The sequence below is a fragment of the Nonomuraea sp. NPDC050478 genome (genome assembly GCF_044458265.1).
Classification (GTDB): Bacteria; Actinomycetota; Actinomycetes; order Streptosporangiales; family Streptosporangiaceae; genus Nonomuraea; species Nonomuraea ferruginea.
Genome location: NZ_JBITHT010000007.1, coordinates 387,725 through 406,321 on the forward strand (window position 1 = coordinate 387,725; position 18,597 = coordinate 406,321).

Here is an 18,597-nt window from a genome sequence, read left to right on the forward strand (position 1 = left end):
CCCGCCGATACTGGACCCATGAGGACCTGGGTCCTGCACGTCGACCTCGACCAGTTCATCGCCGCCGTCGAGTTGCTGCGCCACCCCGAGCTGCGCGGCCGGCCCGTGGTCGTGGGCGGCGACGGCGACCCCACCCGGCCCCGGACGGTCGCCGCGACCGCCACCTACGAGGCCCGCGCCCGCGGAGTCCACTCCGGCACGCCCCTGCGCACCGCGCTGCGCCGCTGCCCCGACGCCGTCTTCCTGCCCAGCGACCCGCCCGCCTACGAGGCCGCCTCCGCCCGCGTCATGGCCGTCCTGCGCGACTTCCCCGCCGACGTCGAGGTCTGGGGCTGGGACGAGGCCTTCCTAGGCGTCCGCACCGACGACCCGGAAGCCCTCGCCCGCGACATCCAGCGAGCCGTACGCGAACGCACCGAGCTTTCGTGCTCCGTCGGCATCGGCGACAACAAGCACCAGGCCAAACTCGCCTCCGGCTTCGCCAAACCCGCCGGAGTGCACCGCCTCACCGGCGACACCTGGGCCGAGCAGATGAACCACCGGCCCACGGACGCCCTGTGGGGCATCGGCGCCAAGACCGCCGGGAAACTCGCCGAGCTCGGCCTGCGCACCGTCGCCGAGCTGGCCGCCGCCGATCCCGCGGGCCTCGCCGGCCGCTTCGGCCCCACGAACGGCCCCTGGCTGCGCTATCTCGCCCTCGGCAAGGGCGAGGCCGAGGTCGTCACCACCCCGTGGATCCCGCGTGGCCACAGCCGCGAGACCACCTACCGGGAGGACCTCACCGACCCCGCCGAGATCGCCGCCCAAATCTCCGGACTCGCCCGCCAGGTCACCGCCGACGCCGCCGGAGCGGGCCGCGCCATCATCCGCGTCACCGTCAAGGTCCGTTTCGCCCCGTTCCTCACCCGGACCCGCCAGACGACGCTCCCCTCCCCCACCACGGACCCCGGGACCGTCACCGGCGCCGCCCTCGACGCCCTCGCCCGCTTCGACCTGAGCCGCCCCGTACGCCTCCTCGGCGTCGGCGCCGCCTACCAGATGCCCGCCCGGACCCGCACCGCGTCCCCGTAGAACGCCGGCCTCGCCGTCTCCTCAGCCGGGGCCGGACCCGGCACCCCGACTGCCCCGGACCCGGCCCGTCCGGTGGCAGTGGTCGACGGCGGAGCGTGCGCTCGGGTTGCCGTAGCGGTGTTTCAGCAGGTGGTCGTGCCGGCTGTCATGATCCTTGATCTCGCGCATCGCTTCGGTAGGGCGAGGCGGGCAGCAGACCCGCTGCGCTCGCGACAGCTCTGGGTGGACCGTTTCCGGAAGCAGACTTTGGGGTGGCGCGCCCGCCCGTCGGGCACGCGTTCGTTCAGCCCGACTGCGGAGAGGCCCGGGGCCTCTCCGCAGTCGGAGCAGCGCTTACATCCTTCCGGTGGTTCCACCCGTTCGCACTCCTTGTCGATGTCCGCCTGGGCCTACTCTCCGCCCTTCTGGACGTAGCTCCGCACGAATTCCTCCGCGTTCTCTTCGAGGACCTCGTCGATCTCGTCCAGAATCGCGTCGACGTCGTCCGTGAGCTTCTCCTGGCGCTCCTGGACGTCCGGCGCCGCGGAGGCCTCGGTCTCCTCGACCTCGGACTCGCGCCGGCCGGTCTGCTTCTGCCCGCCGGTGTCCTTCGTAGCCATGCCCTACCTCCATGTGCGGGGGACTGCCTCTCAGTCCATATCTTCCCCGAACGGCCCGACATTTCGCGCCGATCGTCCCCTGACCTTACCCGCTTGACTGGATAGCGCTGCTATCTAATACTGGGACCCTCGATGACACAGGAGGTTCTGAGATGTCCCCCGCTTCACTCAGCACGGCAGGCGTGCTGCTCATCACGGTGCCGACCATCGCCTTCGGCGGTGTGACGCTGCTGCGGTTCCTGATGCGGAACGTTCCCGGCTATCTCGACAACCCGGTGCGGCGCGGTCTGTGGCGGGCCGGGCACGCGCATGCGGGCGTGCTGGTGCTCTTCAGCCTGGTGGCGATGCTGTACGTGGACCAGGCGGCGCTGTCGGACCCGGTGAAGGGGCTGGTGCGCCTGGCGATCGTGGCGGCGCCGATCCTGATGCCGCTGGGGTTCTTCCTGTCGGTGGTGCGGCCCGGCGACACCAAGCCGAACAAGCTGATCTACCTGACGTTCCTGGGCGGCGCGTCGCTCGCGGCGGGGACGCTGACGCTGGGCGTCGGGCTGGTGTAGCCCGACGCCCCGCTACTCACCGCCGGTGAGGGCGGCGACGAGGTCGGCCGCGGTGCGGCAGCGGTCGAAGAGCTCTCCGACGTGGGCCTTGGTGCCGCGCAGGGGCTCCAAGGTGGGAACGCGCTGGAGGGACTCCCTGCCCGGGATGTCGAAGATGACGGAGTCCCAGGAGGCGGCGGCGACGGCCTCGCTGTACTGCCGCAGGCAGCGGCCGCGGAAGTAGGCGCGGGTGTCGCTGGGCGGATGCTCGACGGCCCGCTGGACCTCGTCCTCGGTGATCAGCCGTTGGATGCGGCCGCGGGCGACGAGCCGGTTGTAGAGGCCCCGGTCGGGCCGGATGTCGGAGTATTGCAGGTCGACGAGCTGGAGCCGGGGGTGCGACCAGGCCAGGCCGTCGCGGCTGCGGTAGCCCTCGAGGAGCTCGAGTTTGGCGACCCAGTCGAGCTCCCTGGACAGCTGCATGGGGTCTTCGGCGAGGCGGGTGAGCACGGACTCCCAGCGGTCGAGGATGTCCTTGTTCATCTCGTCCTGCGCGGTCTCGCGTTCCTCGACGTACTTGCGCGCCTGTTCGAGGTACTCCATCTGCAGTTGGACGGCGGTGAGCTTGCGGCCGTCGCGCATGGCGATCTCGTAGCGGCAGGACGGGTCGTGGGAGACGGCGCGCAGGGCCTGGACGGGGTTCTCGACGGTGAGGTCGCGGGTGAGGAAGCCGTCTTCGATCATGGCGAGGACGAGCGCGGTCGAGCCCAGCTTCAGGTAAGTGGAAATCTCCGACATGTTGGCGTCGCCGATGATGACGTGCAGCCGCCGGTACTTCTCCGGGTCGGCGTGCGGCTCGTCGCGCGTGTTGATGATCGGCCGCTTGAGCGTGGTCTCCAGGCCCACCTCGACCTCGAAGAAGTCGGCCCGCTGGCTGATCTGGAAGCCTTCGCCGCGTGAGTCCTGGCCGATGCCGACCTTGCCGGCGCCGACCACGACCTGACGGGAGACGAAGAACGGGGTCAGGTGGCGGACGATGTCGGCGAACGGCGTCGCCCGCCGCATGAGGTAGTTCTCATGGCAGCCGTAGCTGGCGCCCTTGGCGTCGGTGTTGTTCTTGTAGAGCTGGATGGGGGCGTTGGAGGGGATGGCGCCGGCCCGCTGCGCGGCGTCGTACATGACGCGTTCGCCGGCCTTGTCCCAGATGACGGCGGCGCGTGGGTTGGTGCACTCCGGCGTCGAGTATTCAGGGTGCGCGTGGTCGACGTAGAGCCTGGCCCCGTTGGTGAGGATGACGTTGGCGAGGCCGAGGTCCTCGTCGGTCAGCTGGCTGGGGTCGGCGACCTCTCTGGCGAGGTCGAACCCTCTGGCGTCGCGCAGCGGGTTCTCCTCCTCGAAGTCCCACCGCGCCCTGCGCGCCTTGGCCGCGGAGGCGGCCAGGTACGCGTTGACCACCTGCGAGGAGGTCACCATCGCGTTGGCGCCTGGCTGACCGGGTACGGAGATGCCGTACTCGGTCTCGATGCCCATCACCCGACGCACCGTCATGCGCACCCTCTGTTCGTCCGGATCTGTCTATCCGCCGTTTATATGCCCGAGCCTATGCCCTTCACAGTGCCCCAGGGTCACAGAGTTATGGCACCGACGTCTTTTCCACCTCTACCACGGGCGCCGCCGTGCTCACGGATGCCCGGCGGGGCTTGAGTATGCGCTGGATGGGACGTTCGGCGAACGCGTAGACCGCGTACGACACGACGATGGCCACGACGGTGGTGATGACCGCGGTGGCCCACGGCGGCAGGTCGCCGACGAGGAGCGGCACGAGCGCGGCGGCGATCACGGAGTGGAACAGATAGAGCGGGTACGTGGTCGCGCCGAGCGCGGTGAGCGCGGGACGGGCGCGCAGGCGCAGCAGGCCGAGGGCGACGAGCGCCATGACCAGGTAGATCAGCGTCATGGTGATGACAACGCTGACGTCGGTGACGGGCATGTTCTTGAAACCCGCGAGCTCGATCCGGCCGTGCACGCGTTCCAGCGCCGCGTGCAGGGACATGCCGTACGAGGCCGCGACGTAGATCCAGGGCAGCCAGGCGCTGCCCTGCTTGTGGATGAGGTAGAGGGCCATGCCCGCCACGAAGTAGGGCGCGTACCGGGGCATGAGGATCTCGTTGAGCACCGGGTTGCCGAGGAGTTCGGCGCCGAGCGCGGCGACGAGCCAGACGCCGCAGAAGACGAGCACCCGGCCGTAGGTGACGCCGGCCACGACCAGGATGGTGATGAGCAGGTAGAAGCGGAGCTCGGCCCAGAGCGACCAGTAGACGCCGGAGGCGTCGCCGATCTTGAACAGCCGCTGGAACATGGTGGCGTTGACCAGATACTCGCCGGTGGAGAGCTTGGGGTCGAGCGCCTTGGTGCTGGTGAGACCGTAGACGCCGGCGACGGCGAGCAGGCTGAGCCAGTAGGCGGGGTAGAGCCTGACGAGGCGGGAGCGGGCGAACGAGCCGAGGCCGCGCCCCCAGATGGTCATGAGGATGACGAAGCCGCTGATGATGAAGAACAGCTCGACGCCGAGGATGCCTAACCCGGCGATGGGGGCGAGGGCGGGGAACAGCTCGGCGGGCCGGTCGCCCCAGACGGACGCGTAGGCCACGAGGTAGTGGAAGGCCAGCACGGCCAGGGCGGCGATGAAGCGCAGGAGGTCGAGCTCGGCCAACCGGCCGTCCCCACGAGCATGCTTCGGCCGGTTCTGTTGGTGCATGGGGACTTGGACGCCCCAGTGATCATTCCGGTTCCCTCCTTTCACATCCGTCACACAGATGTTTTCTTTGCCCAAGTCGCGGTAAGCGGTCGCGATCGCCGGGGTCGGGCGCGTACCTGGTCACCCTGCGCTCTGAGCCCGCCAGGTCCGCTGAGACGTGATCGTGCGGCCTTCGCGCCGGGGTCCGGCGGCGTGCACGCGGCTCGGCCGCCGTGGCCCGCCGTGTTCTCCCAGCCGGGCACCCCGTCACTGATCGCCCGTACGGACTCCATGCCTTCGGCGCGCAGTTCCGGAGATCCGTTGTCGCCGCCATCGCGGTGGACCAGGTGGTTTCGCATGGCCGTCACCGGGGTTGCGGACGGCGCCACCTGCTGCGGGCCCGCGCCTGGTGGTGACGGCCGGTGAGGTGGCCGTCCGGGACAATGTGGTCACCCCGCCCGCCCCGGAAGGATCAGCACCATGACTCCCCGCGACCACCCCGTCCGCACACCCGTCCCCTCGTGGGAGGAGGCCGCCGAGGTTCTCCGGACGGCCGCCTCCGCCGTGGAGGCAGCGGACGGCGCCGATCTCACCGTGGCGGCCGCGGCGCGCGGCGACACCACCGCGCTCGCCGCGGCCCTGGAGCGCATAGCGGCCGCCTGCCCCGGCACGCTCGCCGTCTCCGTCCGCGCCATCACCACGCTCCCGCCCTCCGGATCGCCCCCCAGCCCAGGACGAACCGCCCCCATCTTCACAACCCCAGCACACATCGACCTCTCCGCCGCGGCCTCGGACCACACCGATCCCTTCGTCACGGGCTCAGCACACGCCGACCTCTCCCCCGCAGGCTCTGCACACACCGGATCCACCGCCGTAGGTGCGGCCCGCACCGGCCCCTCTCTCGCGTCGTCGGCTCAGGCCGAACTCTCCGTTTCAGGCAGGGTGCACGCCGGGGTCTCCGGCATGGGGCCGGGGAGCCGGGTGGACGCGGGGCTCTCGGCGCTGGCCTGGTGTGAGGACGTGGAGCTGCCGCTGGCCAGTGTGGGCAAGGTGCTGCTGCTGGCCGAGGTGGCGATGGGCATCGACGGTGGCGTCCTGGACCCGGACGAGCCGGTGTCCCTGCATGACGACGACTACTGCGGCGGGTCGGGGCTGCTGCCCGGCCTGTCCGCGCGGACGTGGACGGTCGGCGACCTGGCCCTGCTCACGGCGTCGGTGAGCGACAACACCGCGACGAACGCGCTGCTGCGCCGCATCGGCCTGGACCGGGTGAACGCCGCCGCCGCGGCGCTCGGGCTGACCCGCACCCGCCTGCTGGACCGGATCCGTGAGCCTCGCGGCCCCGAGCATCCGCCGGCCTTCGCCCTGGGCACCGCCGGTGAGCTGGCGGGCCTGGCGGCGCTGCTGTCCGGCCCGGAGGGGTGGCAGGTGCTGATGCGCGGGTGGATGCTGGCCAACACCGACCACGGCCTGGTGCCCGCCTTCATGGGGCATGACCCGGAGGGCGGCCGGCTGGCCAACAAGACGGGCACCGACGACGGCGTCCGCGCCGACGTGGGCATCCTGGGCCCTCTCGCCTACGCGGTCCTGGCATCCGGCCCGCCGGGCTCCGACCACGGCCTCGTGCGGGCCGTCCGCCAGGCGGGCGCCCTCATCACCGCGGCATCCCGTACGCTCCCCTGGCCCGCCGGTCCGGAGAGGGGCTAGCCCACGACAGGAGCCGCCGACCGGCGTTTCGACGCGGCGGCGGCTCCTGGTCGTGATCTAGAGGTACTGACCGGTGTTGGCGACCGTGTCGATCGAACGGCCGGCCTCGGCGCCCTGCTTGCCGGAGACGAGCGTGCGGATGTAGACGATCCGCTCGCCCTTCTTGCCGGAGATGCGGGCCCAGTCGTCGGGGTTGGTGGTGTTGGGCAGGTCCTCGTTCTCGGAGAACTCGTCCACGCAGGCCGTGAGGAGGTGTTGCACCCGCAGGCCCTTCTGCTTGGTCTCCAGGAACTGCTTGATGGCCATCTTCTTGCCCCGGTCGACGATGTTCTGGATCATCGCGCCGGAGTTGAAGTCCTTGAAGTAGAGCACTTCCTTGTCGCCGTTGGCGTAGGTGACCTCGAGGAAGCGGTTCTCTTCGCTCTCGGTGTACATGCGCTCGACGACGCTCTGGATCATGCCCTGGATGGTGGCTTCTCGGGAGCCGCCGTGCTCGGTCAGGTCGTCGGGGTGGAGCGGGAGGTCGGTGACCAGGTACTTGGAGAAGATGTCCTTGGCCGCCTCGGCGTCCGGCCGCTCGATCTTGATCTTGACGTCCAGGCGGCCGGGCCGCAGGATCGCCGGGTCGATCATGTCCTCGCGGTTGGAGGCGCCGATGACGATGACGTTCTCCAGGCCCTCGACTCCGTCGATCTCCGACAGCAGCTGGGGCACGATGGTGTTCTCGACGTCGGACGACACGCCGGACCCGCGGGTGCGGAAGATCGAGTCCATCTCGTCGAAGAACACGATCACCGGGGTGCCCTCGGACGCCTTCTCACGGGCGCGCTGGAAGACCAGGCGGATGTGCCGCTCGGTCTCGCCGACGTACTTGTTGAGCAGCTCCGGGCCCTTGATGTTGAGGAAGAAGCTCTTGCCTTCCTGGCCGGTGCGCTCGGCCACCTGCTTGGCCAGGGAGTTGGCGACGGCCTTGGCGATGAGCGTCTTGCCGCAACCGGGCGGGCCGTAGAGCAGCACGCCTTTGGGCGGACGGAGCTGGTGCTCGCGGAACAGGTCGGAGTGCAGGTAGGGCAGCTCGATGGCGTCCCTGATCTGCTCGATCTGCCGGGAGAGGCCGCCGATCTCGTGGTAGGAGATGTCGGGCACTTCTTCCAGGACGAGCTCTTCGACTTCGGACTTCGGGATGCGCTCGTACACGTAGCCGGAGCGGGCTTCGAGCAGGAGCGAGTCGCCGGCCCTGATGGGCTGGCCGAGCAGCGAGTCGGCCAGGCGGACGACGCGCTCCTCGTCGGCGTGTGAGATGACCAGGGCGCGCTTGCCCTCGTCGAGGAGCTCCTTGAGCATCACGATCTCGCCGACCTCTTCGTAGCCGAGCGCCTCGACCACGTTGAGCGCCTCGTTGAGCATGACCTCCTGGCCACGCTTGAGCGAGTCGACGTCGACGGACGGGCTGACGTTCACCCGCAGCTTGCGGCCGCCGGTGAACACCTCGATCGTCCCGTCGTCTCTGGCCTCCAGGAAGGTGCCGAAGCCGGATGGCGGCTGCGCCAGCCGGTCGACCTCCTCCTTGAGGGCGACGATCTGGTCCCGGGCCTCCTTGAGGGTTGCCACCAGGCGTTCGTTCTGGCCGGTAACGGCCGCGAGGTTCGCCTGTGCCTCATGGAGACGCTCTTCGAGGACCCTGGCCTGACGGGGTGACTCGGCCAGCTTCCGCCTCAGCGCGGTGATCTCCTCTTGGAGGAAGGAGACCTGTGTTGAAAGATCAGCGACCTCCCGTTCGCGCTGCGCGGCTCGAGCCTCAGCATCATCGCGAGCTGCCACGCCCCGTCACCTCCTTCCCAGTCGAGGGCGACTACTAAGGACCTTACCTATCTCGGGCCCCTCCGTAACCTGGCCGGGCAGTGTTCGTACAGTGACTATCTGTATTCGGTGAATAATCCCCAATGGGGTGTTTAATACTCCCAGCATATGAACACGGTGATCTGTTCCCGTGTCACGCATCGGCGCAGCCTCGTGGCCAAATTGTCATAGTTCTTCGGTGGTTCCCTTCGGTCTCCGGCGGCGCGGCGGCGGGGTCACGCCGTCGGCCATGCGCCTGGCGGAGACGAGGAACCCGGTGTGGCCGATCATCCGGTGATCGGGCCGCACGGCGAGTCCTTCGACATGCCAGTCGCGAACCAGGGTCTCCCACGCGTGGGGCTCGGTGAAACTCCCGTGATCGCGAATGGCCTCGACCGTCTTGGACATCTGGGTGGTGGTGGCCACGTAACAGCAGATGACGCCTCCGGGGGTGAGCGCCTTGGCGGCGGCGTCGACGCACTCCCAGGGGGCGAGCATGTCCAGGATCACCCGGTCGACGTCGGACTCGTCGATGGACGAGACGAGGTCGCCGACGACGAGCCGCCAGTTGTCGTCCATCGGGCCGCCGTAGAACTTCTCCACGTTCTTGGCGGCCACGTCGGCGAACTCCTGGCGGCGCTCGTACGAGGTCACGTGCCCTTCCGGGCCGACCGCGCGCAGCAGGAAGCAGGTCAGGGCGCCGGAGCCGACGCCCGCCTCGACCACCCGCGCGCCCGGGAAGACGTCGGCCATGCCGACGATCATGGAGGCGTCCTTGGGGTAGATGACGGCGGCGCCGCGCGGCATGGCGAGCGTGTAGTCCTGCAGCAGGTGGCGGAAGGCGAGATACTGGGTGCCGCCGGAGGAGCGCACCACGGAGCCCTCGGGCTGCCCGATCAGCTCACTGTGCGGGATGGCGCCCTTGTGGGTGTGGAAGACGCCGTCCTCCTTGAGCGTGATGGTGTGGCGCTTGTTCTTGGGGTCGGTGAGCTGCACCTGATCCCCGGGCCGGAACGGCCCATGCCTGCGGAAACCCATGGCGGCAAGGTTATAGGGCTTTCGGCGGGCTCCTGACGCGCGATATCTATGAGGGATGCTCCCGCGTGAAGTGATCGCCGTCGGCCCCCTGGTGCTGCGCGCCCCGGTGGACGAGGACGCGGCGGCGATACGTGCCACCTGCGACGATCCGCTGACGGCCCGCTATCTGCCGCTGATCTCGTCCCCGTACACGATGGAGGACGCGCACGAGCACGTGCGCCGGGCCAAGACCGTGTGGGAGTCGGGCGGAGCGGAGTTCTCGATCACCGAGGAGGGGCGTTACGTCGGCTCGGCGGGGGTGACGCCGCTCACCCCGTACGGGTCGGCGACGGTGGAGCTCGTGGTGGCGCCGTGGGCGCGGGGGCGGGGCGTGGCCGGGGCGGTGGCGCGCGGGCTGACGGAGTGGCTGCTCGACCACGGGGTGGAGCGGGTCGAGCTGGAGACCGAGGTGGAGAACCTCCCGTCCCTGCGGGCCGCCTACCGCGCCGGGTTCACCGAGGAGGGACGGCGGCGCGACGCGAAGGCGCTGCGCGACGGCCGGCGGGTGGACCTCGTGTCGTTCGCCAGGATCGCCCGCGACGGCGGCGAGCCGGTGGAGCAGGCGCTGCCGTTCTTCGAGGGCGGCGAGCTGGGCGACGGGGTGGTGCGGCTGACGCGGATGGTGGTGGAGGACGCCGCCGACTTCCACCGGATGCTGGGCGACCCGAGCGTGTCCAAATACAACATGGGGCCGGGCAGTTCGCTGGAGGAGGACGAGCGGCGCTGCCGGGCCACGGGCTACCTGTGGCTGTCGGGGCAGCGGATCGAGCTGGCGGTCAGGGACGCCGTCAGCGGGGCGTTCGCCGGTCACATCCAGCTCCTGCACAGCATGCCGGCGTTCGGCGAGGGCATGATCGGCTACTCGCTGCTGCCGGAGTTCCGGGGCAGGGGGCTGATGACGCGGGCGGTGCGGCTGCTGTCGGACTGGGCGTTCGCGCACACGTCGCTGCACCGGCTGGTGGCCGGGACCGACGCGGCCAACCTGGAGTCGCAGGCGGTGCTCGAACGTGCCGGGTTCGTGCGTGAGGGGGTGCGGCCGGAGTTCTTCCCGCAGCCTGACGGGAGCCGTACGGACGAGGTCTCGTGGCTGCGGCTGCGCCCGGGAAGACAGATTTCCTCTTGAGGTATGGCCAAGGGGCCCGTGCGGGGTGATACTCCGGGTCACCGCCCCTGAGTGTCGCGTGATCGGGCTGCGCGACCCTGTCGAGGGAGTGCCGCGATGCCGCTCGACCGTGCCGAAGTCGCCATGCGTGAGCTGGTCTCCTCCTTCACCTGCCTGGAGTCGTCCCGGCTGATGGACAGCCTGGCCCGGGCCGCCGCCGCCGTCGTCCGGGTGGGTTATGCCGGTTTCGTGCGGGTGGACCCGCTCCGGGAGGAGGCGTGTGCCGTGGTCACCCACGTGCCGCCGGGAGACCCGCTGCGGGTCCGGCTCTGGCTCGCGGAGTGCGGGGTGCTGAAGGAGCTGGCGGTGTCGCGCGGGCCGGTGCTGCTGGCCTGCGACAGGTCGGTGGGGACACCGGGGTTCCTGGCGACGCCGCTGGCCACGGTCACCTGCGACCACGCGTTCCTGTGGGCGGCGGGGCGCGCCTTCGACGACCGCGACGAGCACCTCCTCGGCCGCTTCGCGATCGCGGCCGGGCGGGCGCTGGAGGCGTCCAACGGGCTGGAGGCCGCGGCGCGCCTGCTCCGCGGCGTCCAGTCCCTCCCTCTCTCCCCCAAACCCTGCCTCCCGGCCCCCCGCCGCCTCTCCCCCCGGCCTGACCCCCGCTGACCGTACGGGGTCTGGCGTCACCCAGCGGGATCCCCTCGTACGCATCCGGCTGCGGACGGAACACCGGCCCTCCAGTCGCAGCCGCCCGAGCGCCCCGACCCGTCAAGGCAGCGCGGGGACGGCAAACTCCCGTACGGACTCGCGCCCTTCGCAGACAGGCAGTTGGATACGCGGGAAGACCGGCACCCCGGAAGTCCCCAGCGTCGGCGGGAACATCCGCGCCCCCCGTGCGATGACAGGTGGATAGAGAGAAGGCTCAGCACGGAGCCTGCGGCACGGCATGGCACGGCACGCATATGCACGGCACGGAGCGCAGTCGCACCGTACGAAGGCGGAAAGGGCCGGATTCGGACCCAGGGCCGGCTGCGGCATGAGGGCCGTTTGGGGTCCGAGGGCCGATTGCGGCGAGAGAGGCCCCTTGGGGCAGGACGAGTGCGGCGGCAAGGGCCCTTAGGCCGAGGGGTGGCAAACGCACCGTACGGACCCGGGCCCTCCCCGGACAGGCAGTTGGTGGGAACCACCGCGGGAGACCGGCACCCCCGCGTCGGCGGGAACATCCGACTCCCCCGTGCGCTGTCAGGCGGATAAAGAGGGCGCGGCACGGAGCCTGCGGCACGGCACGCACCGAGCGCAGCGGCACCACACGAGAGGAAGCGGAAAGGGCCAGATTCGACCCAGGGCCGGCTGCGGCGTAAGGGCCGTTTTGGGCCGAAGGGCCGCTTACGGCATGAGGACCCGCCTGGGGCCGGAGGGCCGATTGCGGCGCCAAGGGCCCTTAGGGCAGGACAAGTGCGGCGCCTGGTGGATCGGAGGGTCGATTGCGCGCCAGGACTCCTTGCGGCAGGACGACTACGGCGGCAAAGCCCTTTGGGGCAGGGGCCGGTTCGGGGTGGTGAGCCCACTAAGGCGATCGGGCCGCTTGGGACTCAAGGGGCAGTCGGGGCGAAGCCTGTCGGCCCGATCCCGGCGACCAGCTGCCCGTCAGCGCGGCGTGTACGGGCCGCAAGAGTGGGACACAAGGGCGGACTAGGACGGAGAGGTTCGTTCGAGAGGCTGAGACCGCAGGGCGATAGGGCTGGTTGGGGCTTGAAGGGCAAGTCGCGGCGGGAGCGGTCGGCCCGATCCCGGCGATCTGCGGCTCGTCAGCCAACGGTGTGTACGGGGCGTGAGGGCCGTACACACCGTCGTACGGGGCGCCAAGTCCGGTGGGACCCCAGGGCCGATGGGGACGGCGAGGGTCGGGCGGGAGGCTGAGGCTATTCGCGGTCTGCGTCCGTACGGTGACTAGGTCCGTACGGTGAAGGGGTTGTGTACGGGGAGGACGTCGACGTGGTCCAGCCTGAGAGGGGCTGGGCGTCGATGATGCCCGCGCCTTCGGGGAAGGCGCGGGGCGTGGGGTGTCAGCCGCGGTGGGGTTCGAAGCGGAGGGTGCGGGAGACGCCGACGCGGACGGTGGTGCCGGGGGCGATGGTGACGGGCTCGTTGGGCGGGATGTCGTAGAAGTTGGGGTCGCCGGGCGGCTGGATCTGGGTGCCGTTGACCGAGCCGAGGTCGACCAGGTTGACGTCCCAGCCGTCGAGCGCCACGCGCAGGTGGCGGCGGGAGACCGATCCGTCGGGGCTGGTCACCTTGGCCGGGCGGGCGCTGCCGCCGGCGACCTCGGGCGCCCGCTCGGGATCGCGGCCCAGCAGATAGTCGGTCTCCAGCGGCAGGGCGGTGCCGTCGTCGAGGACGAGGACGCCCAGCGCGGGGCGCGGGCCCTTGTAGGGGACGAGCGCGCGCTGCACGAGCGCGATGCCGCACACCGCGCAGTAGGGCGCGCGCGGGTCGTTGAAGTGGTCGTTCTTGCAGTCGACGCCGTAGACGAGCGGCCGGTCGCCGTGGTCCTGCTCCTGGACGGGCGCGGCCTGCTGCTCCTGCGACGGCGGGCCCATGGGCGGGTGAAGGTCGTGGGGCGGGCCCATCGGCGGCTGCAGGTCCTGGGGCGGGCCCATGAGGGGCGGGCCGGGGTCGTAGTGGTCCTGCGGGGGCGGGCCCATGGGGGCGGGCTGCTGCTCGTACTCCGGCATGGTGCCGTTGCCGGAGGACGGCGCGGCGGGCGCGGGCTCGTCGTAGGAGGGGAACGGCGCCGGTTCGGGCCTGGCGGGCGGCTGGTCGATGACCGGCGGCCCCATCTGCGGCTGGGAGTGGGGCTGCGGCTGCGGGCCGGAGGGCGGCTGGGGAGGGAGCGGCGGCGGCTGGTCGGTGCCCGACATGGGGTAGGGCGGCGCCTGGGCGGGCGCGGGCGGCTCCTGGCGCGGCATCAGGTCGGGCTCGAAGTGGAGCGCCGTGTTGGGCATCTCGCTGGTGAGCGGCCTGGAGGGAGCCGGGCTCTGGGCGGTGAGCTCGCCGACGATGCCGCCGCCGTGGACGACGCCGCTCTCGAAGCGGACGGCGGGGTGGGGGCGGCCGGCGCCGGGCAGGACCAGCTCGACGCGTTCGACGGGGCCGCCGATGAGCCGGTCGGCCCAGGTGAGCGAGTCGCTGCCGGACAGGCGCGTCTCGCCGGCCGGGCCGGTGACATGGGCGGAGGCGGCGCCGCTGACCAGGACGGCCACGCCGTCGCCGACGCGGCCGGCGACCGCGCAGGTGCCGGGGTCGCTGGTCATGGTGGCGGCGAGCACCTGGGCGGCGCGCCGCGCGAGCGCCCTGCCGTCGCCCCCGGATGCGGCCGTCTGGCGCAGCGCGTCGATCAGGCGGGTGCCGGAGTCCTCGTCGACGTCGCACACCAGGAGCAGGCCGCTCTCGTACGCGACGAGCCCGTTGCCGGGAAGCGGCCGCACCGTCCCGAAGCCCTGGTCCGTCATGAGTCCTCCCACATGACCGTGCTGCGCTCGGTCACTCAACTGTCCTTCCCGGAAGCAGGCGATGCCGTGGTGCGCGCATCACCGTGCTGGCCACCAGCCATACGCATACCCAGGCAACGGGGCCGCGTCGCGTCTCGATTCGGTGAACCGTGGGACGCGGTGAACCCGTCAACTGTGCAAGTTTGGCCAAACAGCACACTATCGGGCCAGACGTCGTGCCTTCGAATCGCAGGGCCGGCTAGATCACCGGGAAAGACACTAGTCGTGGCCGGCCGCTTATTCGAGTGGGACAAATCAGACGCCGGTGAAGACCCGGTTGACGTCGGCGGTGGACAGCACGCCGTAGATCTCGCCGCCCCGCTCGACGAGGAGGTACTCGCCCGCGGGGGTTTCGCGCATGGCTTCGATGAGCGGCTCACCCACCAGGTCGGCGGCGAGGACCAGGGACGGCTCCAGGGACTTGGCCATGGAGCCGACGTTCACCCAGGGGCGCCGGTGCTCGGGCGTCGCCTGCACGGCCGACTCGTTGACGATGGCGAGCGGGCGGCCGTCGTGGTCGACCACGACGAGCGCGCCGGCGTGCTCCTCCGAGGCCCGGCGCAGCGCCTCGGCGAGCGGCGTCTCGGCCGTGACGGGGATCGCCCTGCGGGCCAGGGTGCGGGCGTTGACCTGGGGGATGCGGGCGCGGATGCGGGCCGCGCGCAGCGACTGGGAGGCGCCCATCCAGATGAAGGAGGCCAGCACGAGCGGCCAGATGAGGTCGCGGAAGTCGATCTCCTGCCCGGTGGCCGTCGCCAGCGCGAAGGGGGCGGCGACGAGCAGCGCGGCGAGGATCCGGCCGCCCCAGGCCGCGGCGACGGTGCCGGTGCCGGGATCGCGGGCGATCTTCCAGATCCCCGCGCGGAGCATGCGGCCGCCGTCGAGCGGCAGGCCGGGCAGCAGGTTGAAGACGCCGACGATGAGGTTGGCCACCCACAGCTGCCAGATGAGCACCTGCGGGATCCCGTCGCCTTCGACCAGGAAGACGTCGGCCAGCCAGCCGACGCCGGCCAGGCCGAGGGAGAGCGCGGGCCCGGCGGCGGCGACCATGAACTCCTTGCCGGGGGTCGGCGGCTCCTTCTCGATCTCGGAGACGCCGCCGAGCAGGTAGAGGGTGATGCGGCGGACGGGCAGGCCGTACCACTTGGCCAGGACGCTGTGGGCCAGCTCGTGCAGCAGCACCGACACGTACAGCAACACCGCGAAGGCGAACGCGACGCCGTAGGCCCCGGCGGCGCTCACGCCGGGGATCATGTAGCGGAAGGTGTCACCGAAGAGCCAGGTGATGAAGGCCGCGACGATGAACCACGTCCACGACACGTAGACCGGGATGCCGAACGGCTTTCCCATCAGAATTCCGGAGGATTCCTGTCGCGGGCTCTGCTCGCTCACCGCACTCCTTGCCGTCCAAGCGCCGTCCACATGCCGTCGGAGCCGTCGAACGCGCCGTCGAAAGCGCCCTCGGCCACGGGCTGTGCCTGCCTTGATGCTACGCGCCGCGCAGGGTGATCCAGGACGCGCGTGTCCCTTTTGTGCCGGGGCATTGTGTCGGAGGGGTGGCCTAGAGTGCGGGTCATGACGTTGACCGAGCCGGAGATCATCGGAGCCCTCTCCCCGTCCCGGGCGGGCGACTTCATGACCTGCCCGCTGCTCTATCGCTTCCGGGTGGTCGACCAGTTGCCGGAGAAGCCGTCGCAGGCGGCGGTGCGCGGCACGGTCGTGCACGCGGTGCTCGAGCGGCTCTACGACCTGCCGGCGCCGGAGCGGTCGGTACGCGCCGCCCTGGAGCTGCTGGAGCCGCAGTGGCTGCGGCTGCTGGAGGAGGACCCGCAGCTGGCGGAGATGTTCACCGGCGAAGGCGAGCAGGCGGCGTGGCTGGCCCAGGCGCGCGAGATGCTGGAGCGCTACTTCACGCTGGAGGATCCCACCCGGCTGGAGCCGGCCGAGCGCGAGCTCTACGTGGAGGCGGTGCTCGACGGCGGGCTGATGCTGCGGGGCTACGTCGACCGGCTGGACGTCGCGCCGACCGGCGAGGTCCGGGTGGTCGACTACAAGACGGGCAGCGCCCCGGGGCCGGAGTTCGAGGCCAAGGCGCTGTTCCAGATGAAGTTCTACGCGCTGGTGCTGTGGCGCCTGCGCCGCGAGGTGCCGCGGCTGCTGCAGCTGGTCTATCTGGGCGGCCGGGGCGAGGTGCTGCGGTACGCGCCCGACGAGGCCGATCTGCTGGCCACCGAGCGCAAGGTCAAGGCGCTGTGGAAGGCGATCGCGCGGGCGCTCGACACCGGCGAGTGGCGGGCGCGGCGCAGCCGGCTGTGCGACTGGTGCGATCACCAGGCGTTGTGCCCCGAGTTCGGCGGCACTCCCCCGCCGGTGCCCGACCGGCAGCCGGGCGACACGGTGCGCGGCAGCCGCCGCGCCGCCACCGACGAGCTGTAGCCGCCTTCTCCTCCTGCAGGAGGAGGAGCCCCGGCTCACCTGGGCTTACAGTGAAGCGGTGCGCGCAGACCGAACGACGTTCCATGACTCGGTCCTGGCGGTGCTGGCGGCCGTGGTGTCGCTGTCGCTGTTCCTGACCGAGAACGTCGGCCGGCTGGAGGCGCAGGGGCTGGTGGTCGACGGGCTGCGCGGCCCCGACTCCCTGGGCGCCTTCCTGGTGCTGTCGAGCTGCGCTCCGGTGGCGGCGCGCAGGCGCTGGCCGCTGGCGGGGCTGTGCGCGAGCCTGGTGCCCGAGACCTTGCTGGCGGCCTTCGGCTACGGCTACGGCCTCGCCGGGGTGGGGGCGCTGGTGATGCTCTATTCGGTGGCCGCCAACCGGGGGCTGGCCGCGGCGCTGGGCGGGCTGCTGGTGTCGCTGGCGGTCTACTCGGTGGGGGCGGCGGCCGGGCCGGTCCGCACGGCCCACTGGAGCGACCATCTGATGATGGCCGTGGTGCTGGTGGCGGTCTGGGGCACGGGCCGGAGCATGCGGCTGCGCAGGGCGTACCTGGAGGAGCTGAAGGACCGGGCGGCGCGGCTGGAGCGGGCGCACGCGGCCGACACGCGGGCGGCGCGGGCGGAGGAGCGCTCCAGGATCGCGAGGGAGCTGCACGACGTGGTGGCGCATCACGTGTCGGTGATGACGGTGCAGGCGGCCGCGGCGCGCAAGGTGCTGGCGTCGGATCCCGACGTGGCGCGGGAGGCGCTGACCGCGATCGAGCACACCGGCCGGCTGGCGATGTCCGAGATGCGCGACATCGTGGGCGTGCTGCGCACCGACGCGGGCGTGGAGCTCGGGCCGCAGCCGGGGGTGCGCGATCTGCCCGCGCTGGTGGAGCAGATGACGGAGGCGGGCCTGCCGGCGCGGCTGTCGGTCGAGGGCGAGGCGGTCCCGCTGCCGGCGGGCGTCGACCTGGCCGCCTACCGCACGGTCCAGGAGGCGCTGACCAACAGCCTGCGCCACGCGGGGCCGGGCGCGAAGGCGGTGGTGACCGTGCGTCACGGACGGTGCGAGCTGGACGTGCGGGTGGTGGACGACGGGCGCGGCGAGGCTGCGCGACCGGAGGAGGCGGGTCACGGTCTGGTCGGAATTCGCGAGCGGGTGGCCCTCTGTGGTGGAATTCTGAACATCGGCCCGAAATCGGGGGGCGGTTTCGAGGTGCGGGCGAGGTTCCCGTTGAAGGACGGATCATGACGATCAGGGTGCTGCTGGTGGACGACCAGCCGCTGCTGCGCACCGGTTTCCGCCTGATCCTCGAGGCAGAGCCCGACATCACGGTGGTCGGTCAGGCGGGCGACGGCAAGGCCGCGCAGGAGCAGACGAGGGCGCTGCTGCCGGACGTGGTGCTGATGGACATCCGCATGCCGGGGGTCGACGGGATCGAGGCGACCCGCCGGATCGTCCGCGACGCGCCCCGGGCGGTGCCGTCGGCGCACGTGCCGAAGGTGCTGGTGCTGACGACCTTCGACCTGGACGAGTACATCGTGGAGGCGCTGCGGTCGGGGGCGTCGGGGTTCCTGCTGAAGGACGTGCCGCCGGACGAGCTGGTGCAGGCGATCCGGGTGGTGGCGGCGGGCGACGCGATCGTGGCGCCGAGCGTCACGCGCAGGCTGCTCGACCGGTTCGCGGCCCGGCTGCCGGCGGCTCACGAGCAGCCCGCGCCCGCGCGGCTCGACCGGCTGACCGAGCGGGAGCTGGAGGTGCTGCGGCTGATCGCCAAAGGCATGTCCAACGCGGAGATCGCGGCCAAGCTGGTGGTCAGCGAGACGACGGTCAAGACCCACGTCGGCAACGTGCTGACGAAGCTGGGGCTGCGCGACCGCGTCCAGGCGGTGGTGCTGGCCTACGAGACGGGCCTGATCACCCCGGGCGCCCTGTCGTAGCGGACGCCCGGAGCGG

The 18,597-nt window shown here is 71.2% G+C and carries 15 protein-coding genes; 8 read left to right on the forward strand and 7 right to left on the reverse strand.

From position 1 onward, the window contains the following. Positions 1-18 precede the first annotated feature (18 nt). Positions 19-1,071 carry a DNA polymerase IV gene (locus ACIBF7_RS34630; RefSeq protein ID WP_271278156.1) on the forward strand — a complete coding sequence of 351 codons (1,053 nt, stop codon included), beginning with the start codon at positions 19-21 and terminating at the stop codon, positions 1,069-1,071. Between the two features lie 389 nt (positions 1,072-1,460). On the opposite strand, the gene ACIBF7_RS34635 is transcribed toward ACIBF7_RS34630, so the two are convergent. Then, positions 1,461-1,670, reverse strand: coding sequence for a ubiquitin-like protein Pup (locus ACIBF7_RS34635; protein ID WP_148031422.1), 210 nt, complete (start codon positions 1,668-1,670; stop codon positions 1,461-1,463). Between the two features lie 152 nt (positions 1,671-1,822). Here ACIBF7_RS34635 and ACIBF7_RS34640 point away from each other — a divergent pair, with 152 nt between their 5' ends. Beyond that, the gene (locus ACIBF7_RS34640; RefSeq protein WP_148031421.1) at positions 1,823-2,227 is read left to right on the forward strand and encodes a hypothetical protein; all 405 of its coding nucleotides are present in this window, start codon (positions 1,823-1,825) and stop codon (positions 2,225-2,227) included. Between the two features lie 12 nt (positions 2,228-2,239). Here the strand turns inward: ACIBF7_RS34640 and dop are convergent, their stop codons facing one another. Together dop and ACIBF7_RS34650 are read right to left on the reverse strand one after the other, a co-directional pair. Further along, the gene (dop, locus tag ACIBF7_RS34645) at positions 2,240-3,754 is read right to left on the reverse strand and encodes a depupylase/deamidase Dop (RefSeq protein ID WP_148031420.1); all 1,515 of its coding nucleotides are present in this window, start codon (positions 3,752-3,754) and stop codon (positions 2,240-2,242) included. Between the two features lie 85 nt (positions 3,755-3,839). Next, positions 3,840-4,919 carry an acyltransferase gene (locus ACIBF7_RS34650; protein WP_271278153.1) on the reverse strand — a complete coding sequence of 360 codons (1,080 nt, stop codon included), beginning with the start codon at positions 4,917-4,919 and terminating at the stop codon, positions 3,840-3,842. Between the two features lie 504 nt (positions 4,920-5,423). On the opposite strand from ACIBF7_RS34650, the gene ACIBF7_RS34655 reads away from it, so the two are divergent. Next, positions 5,424-6,650, forward strand: a complete 1,227-nt coding sequence (locus tag ACIBF7_RS34655; protein WP_364230702.1) for a serine hydrolase — start codon at positions 5,424-5,426, stop codon at positions 6,648-6,650. 57 nt (positions 6,651-6,707) lie between these two features. Here ACIBF7_RS34655 and arc read toward each other — a convergent pair whose 3' ends face one another. Then, positions 6,708-8,471 carry a proteasome ATPase gene (gene arc / locus ACIBF7_RS34660; RefSeq protein ID WP_148031418.1) on the reverse strand — a complete coding sequence of 588 codons (1,764 nt, stop codon included), beginning with the start codon at positions 8,469-8,471 and terminating at the stop codon, positions 6,708-6,710. Positions 8,472-8,675: 204 nt separating this feature from the next. Then, a complete protein-coding gene (locus ACIBF7_RS34665) occupies positions 8,676-9,527 on the reverse strand; it encodes a tRNA (adenine-N1)-methyltransferase (protein WP_271278806.1) in 852 nt (283 codons plus the stop codon). Positions 9,528-9,582: 55 nt separating this feature from the next. Here ACIBF7_RS34665 and ACIBF7_RS34670 point away from each other — a divergent pair, with 55 nt between their 5' ends. Together ACIBF7_RS34670 and ACIBF7_RS34675 are read left to right on the forward strand one after the other, a co-directional pair. Next, positions 9,583-10,689, forward strand: a complete 1,107-nt coding sequence (locus tag ACIBF7_RS34670; protein ID WP_397199030.1) for a GNAT family N-acetyltransferase — start codon at positions 9,583-9,585, stop codon at positions 10,687-10,689. Positions 10,690-10,785: 96 nt separating this feature from the next. Beyond that, on the forward strand, positions 10,786-11,337 hold the full coding sequence (locus tag ACIBF7_RS34675; protein WP_148031415.1) for a hypothetical protein: 552 nt from the start codon (positions 10,786-10,788) through the stop codon (positions 11,335-11,337). 1,400 nt (positions 11,338-12,737) lie between these two features. Here the strand turns inward: ACIBF7_RS34675 and ACIBF7_RS34680 are convergent. Continuing rightward, positions 12,738-14,183, reverse strand: a complete 1,446-nt coding sequence (locus ACIBF7_RS34680) for an FHA domain-containing protein (protein ID WP_148031414.1) — start codon at positions 14,181-14,183, stop codon at positions 12,738-12,740. A 294-nt stretch (positions 14,184-14,477) separates the two neighbouring features. After that, positions 14,478-15,572, reverse strand: coding sequence for a site-2 protease family protein (locus tag ACIBF7_RS34685; RefSeq protein ID WP_187281139.1), 1,095 nt, complete (start codon positions 15,570-15,572; stop codon positions 14,478-14,480). Positions 15,573-15,797: 225 nt separating this feature from the next. Here ACIBF7_RS34685 and ACIBF7_RS34690 point away from each other — a divergent pair, with 225 nt between their 5' ends. The 3 genes from ACIBF7_RS34690 to ACIBF7_RS34700 are packed head-to-tail and all read left to right on the forward strand — an operon-like array spanning position 15,798 to position 18,581. Beyond that, on the forward strand, positions 15,798-16,658 hold the full coding sequence (locus ACIBF7_RS34690) for a RecB family exonuclease (protein ID WP_364230695.1): 861 nt from the start codon (positions 15,798-15,800) through the stop codon (positions 16,656-16,658). Between the two features lie 58 nt (positions 16,659-16,716). Then, on the forward strand, positions 16,717-17,892 hold the full coding sequence (locus tag ACIBF7_RS34695; protein WP_148031411.1) for a sensor histidine kinase: 1,176 nt from the start codon (positions 16,717-16,719) through the stop codon (positions 17,890-17,892). Further along, positions 17,889-18,581 (forward strand): response regulator transcription factor, encoded by a 693-nt coding sequence (locus tag ACIBF7_RS34700; protein ID WP_148031410.1) that lies wholly within the window; start codon positions 17,889-17,891, stop codon positions 18,579-18,581. The genes ACIBF7_RS34695 and ACIBF7_RS34700 overlap by 4 nt, the downstream gene beginning before the upstream one ends. The last annotated feature ends 16 nt before the right edge of the window (positions 18,582-18,597 follow it).

What these genes read in the sequence shown, in the direction of transcription:
- ACIBF7_RS34630 (WP_271278156.1), top strand. Translation starts at nt 19, where the DNA reads ATGAGGACCTGGGTCCTGCACGTCGACCTCGACCAGTTCATCGCCGCC.
- ACIBF7_RS34635 (WP_148031422.1), bottom strand. Translation starts at nt 1,670, where the DNA reads ATGGCTACGAAGGACACCGGCGGGCAGAAGCAGACCGGCCGGCGCGAG.
- ACIBF7_RS34640 (WP_148031421.1), top strand. Translation starts at nt 1,823, where the DNA reads ATGTCCCCCGCTTCACTCAGCACGGCAGGCGTGCTGCTCATCACGGTG.
- dop (WP_148031420.1), bottom strand. Translation starts at nt 3,754, where the DNA reads ATGACGGTGCGTCGGGTGATGGGCATCGAGACCGAGTACGGCATCTCC.
- ACIBF7_RS34655 (WP_364230702.1), top strand. Translation starts at nt 5,424, where the DNA reads ATGACTCCCCGCGACCACCCCGTCCGCACACCCGTCCCCTCGTGGGAG.
- ACIBF7_RS34665 (WP_271278806.1), bottom strand. Translation starts at nt 9,527, where the DNA reads ATGGGTTTCCGCAGGCATGGGCCGTTCCGGCCCGGGGATCAGGTGCAG.
- ACIBF7_RS34670 (WP_397199030.1), top strand. Translation starts at nt 9,583, where the DNA reads ATGCTCCCGCGTGAAGTGATCGCCGTCGGCCCCCTGGTGCTGCGCGCC.
- ACIBF7_RS34675 (WP_148031415.1), top strand. Translation starts at nt 10,786, where the DNA reads ATGCCGCTCGACCGTGCCGAAGTCGCCATGCGTGAGCTGGTCTCCTCC.
- ACIBF7_RS34680 (WP_148031414.1), bottom strand. Translation starts at nt 14,183, where the DNA reads ATGACGGACCAGGGCTTCGGGACGGTGCGGCCGCTTCCCGGCAACGGG.
- ACIBF7_RS34685 (WP_187281139.1), bottom strand. Translation starts at nt 15,572, where the DNA reads ATGGGAAAGCCGTTCGGCATCCCGGTCTACGTGTCGTGGACGTGGTTC.
- ACIBF7_RS34690 (WP_364230695.1), top strand. Translation starts at nt 15,798, where the DNA reads ATGACGTTGACCGAGCCGGAGATCATCGGAGCCCTCTCCCCGTCCCGG.
- ACIBF7_RS34700 (WP_148031410.1), top strand. Translation starts at nt 17,889, where the DNA reads ATGACGATCAGGGTGCTGCTGGTGGACGACCAGCCGCTGCTGCGCACC.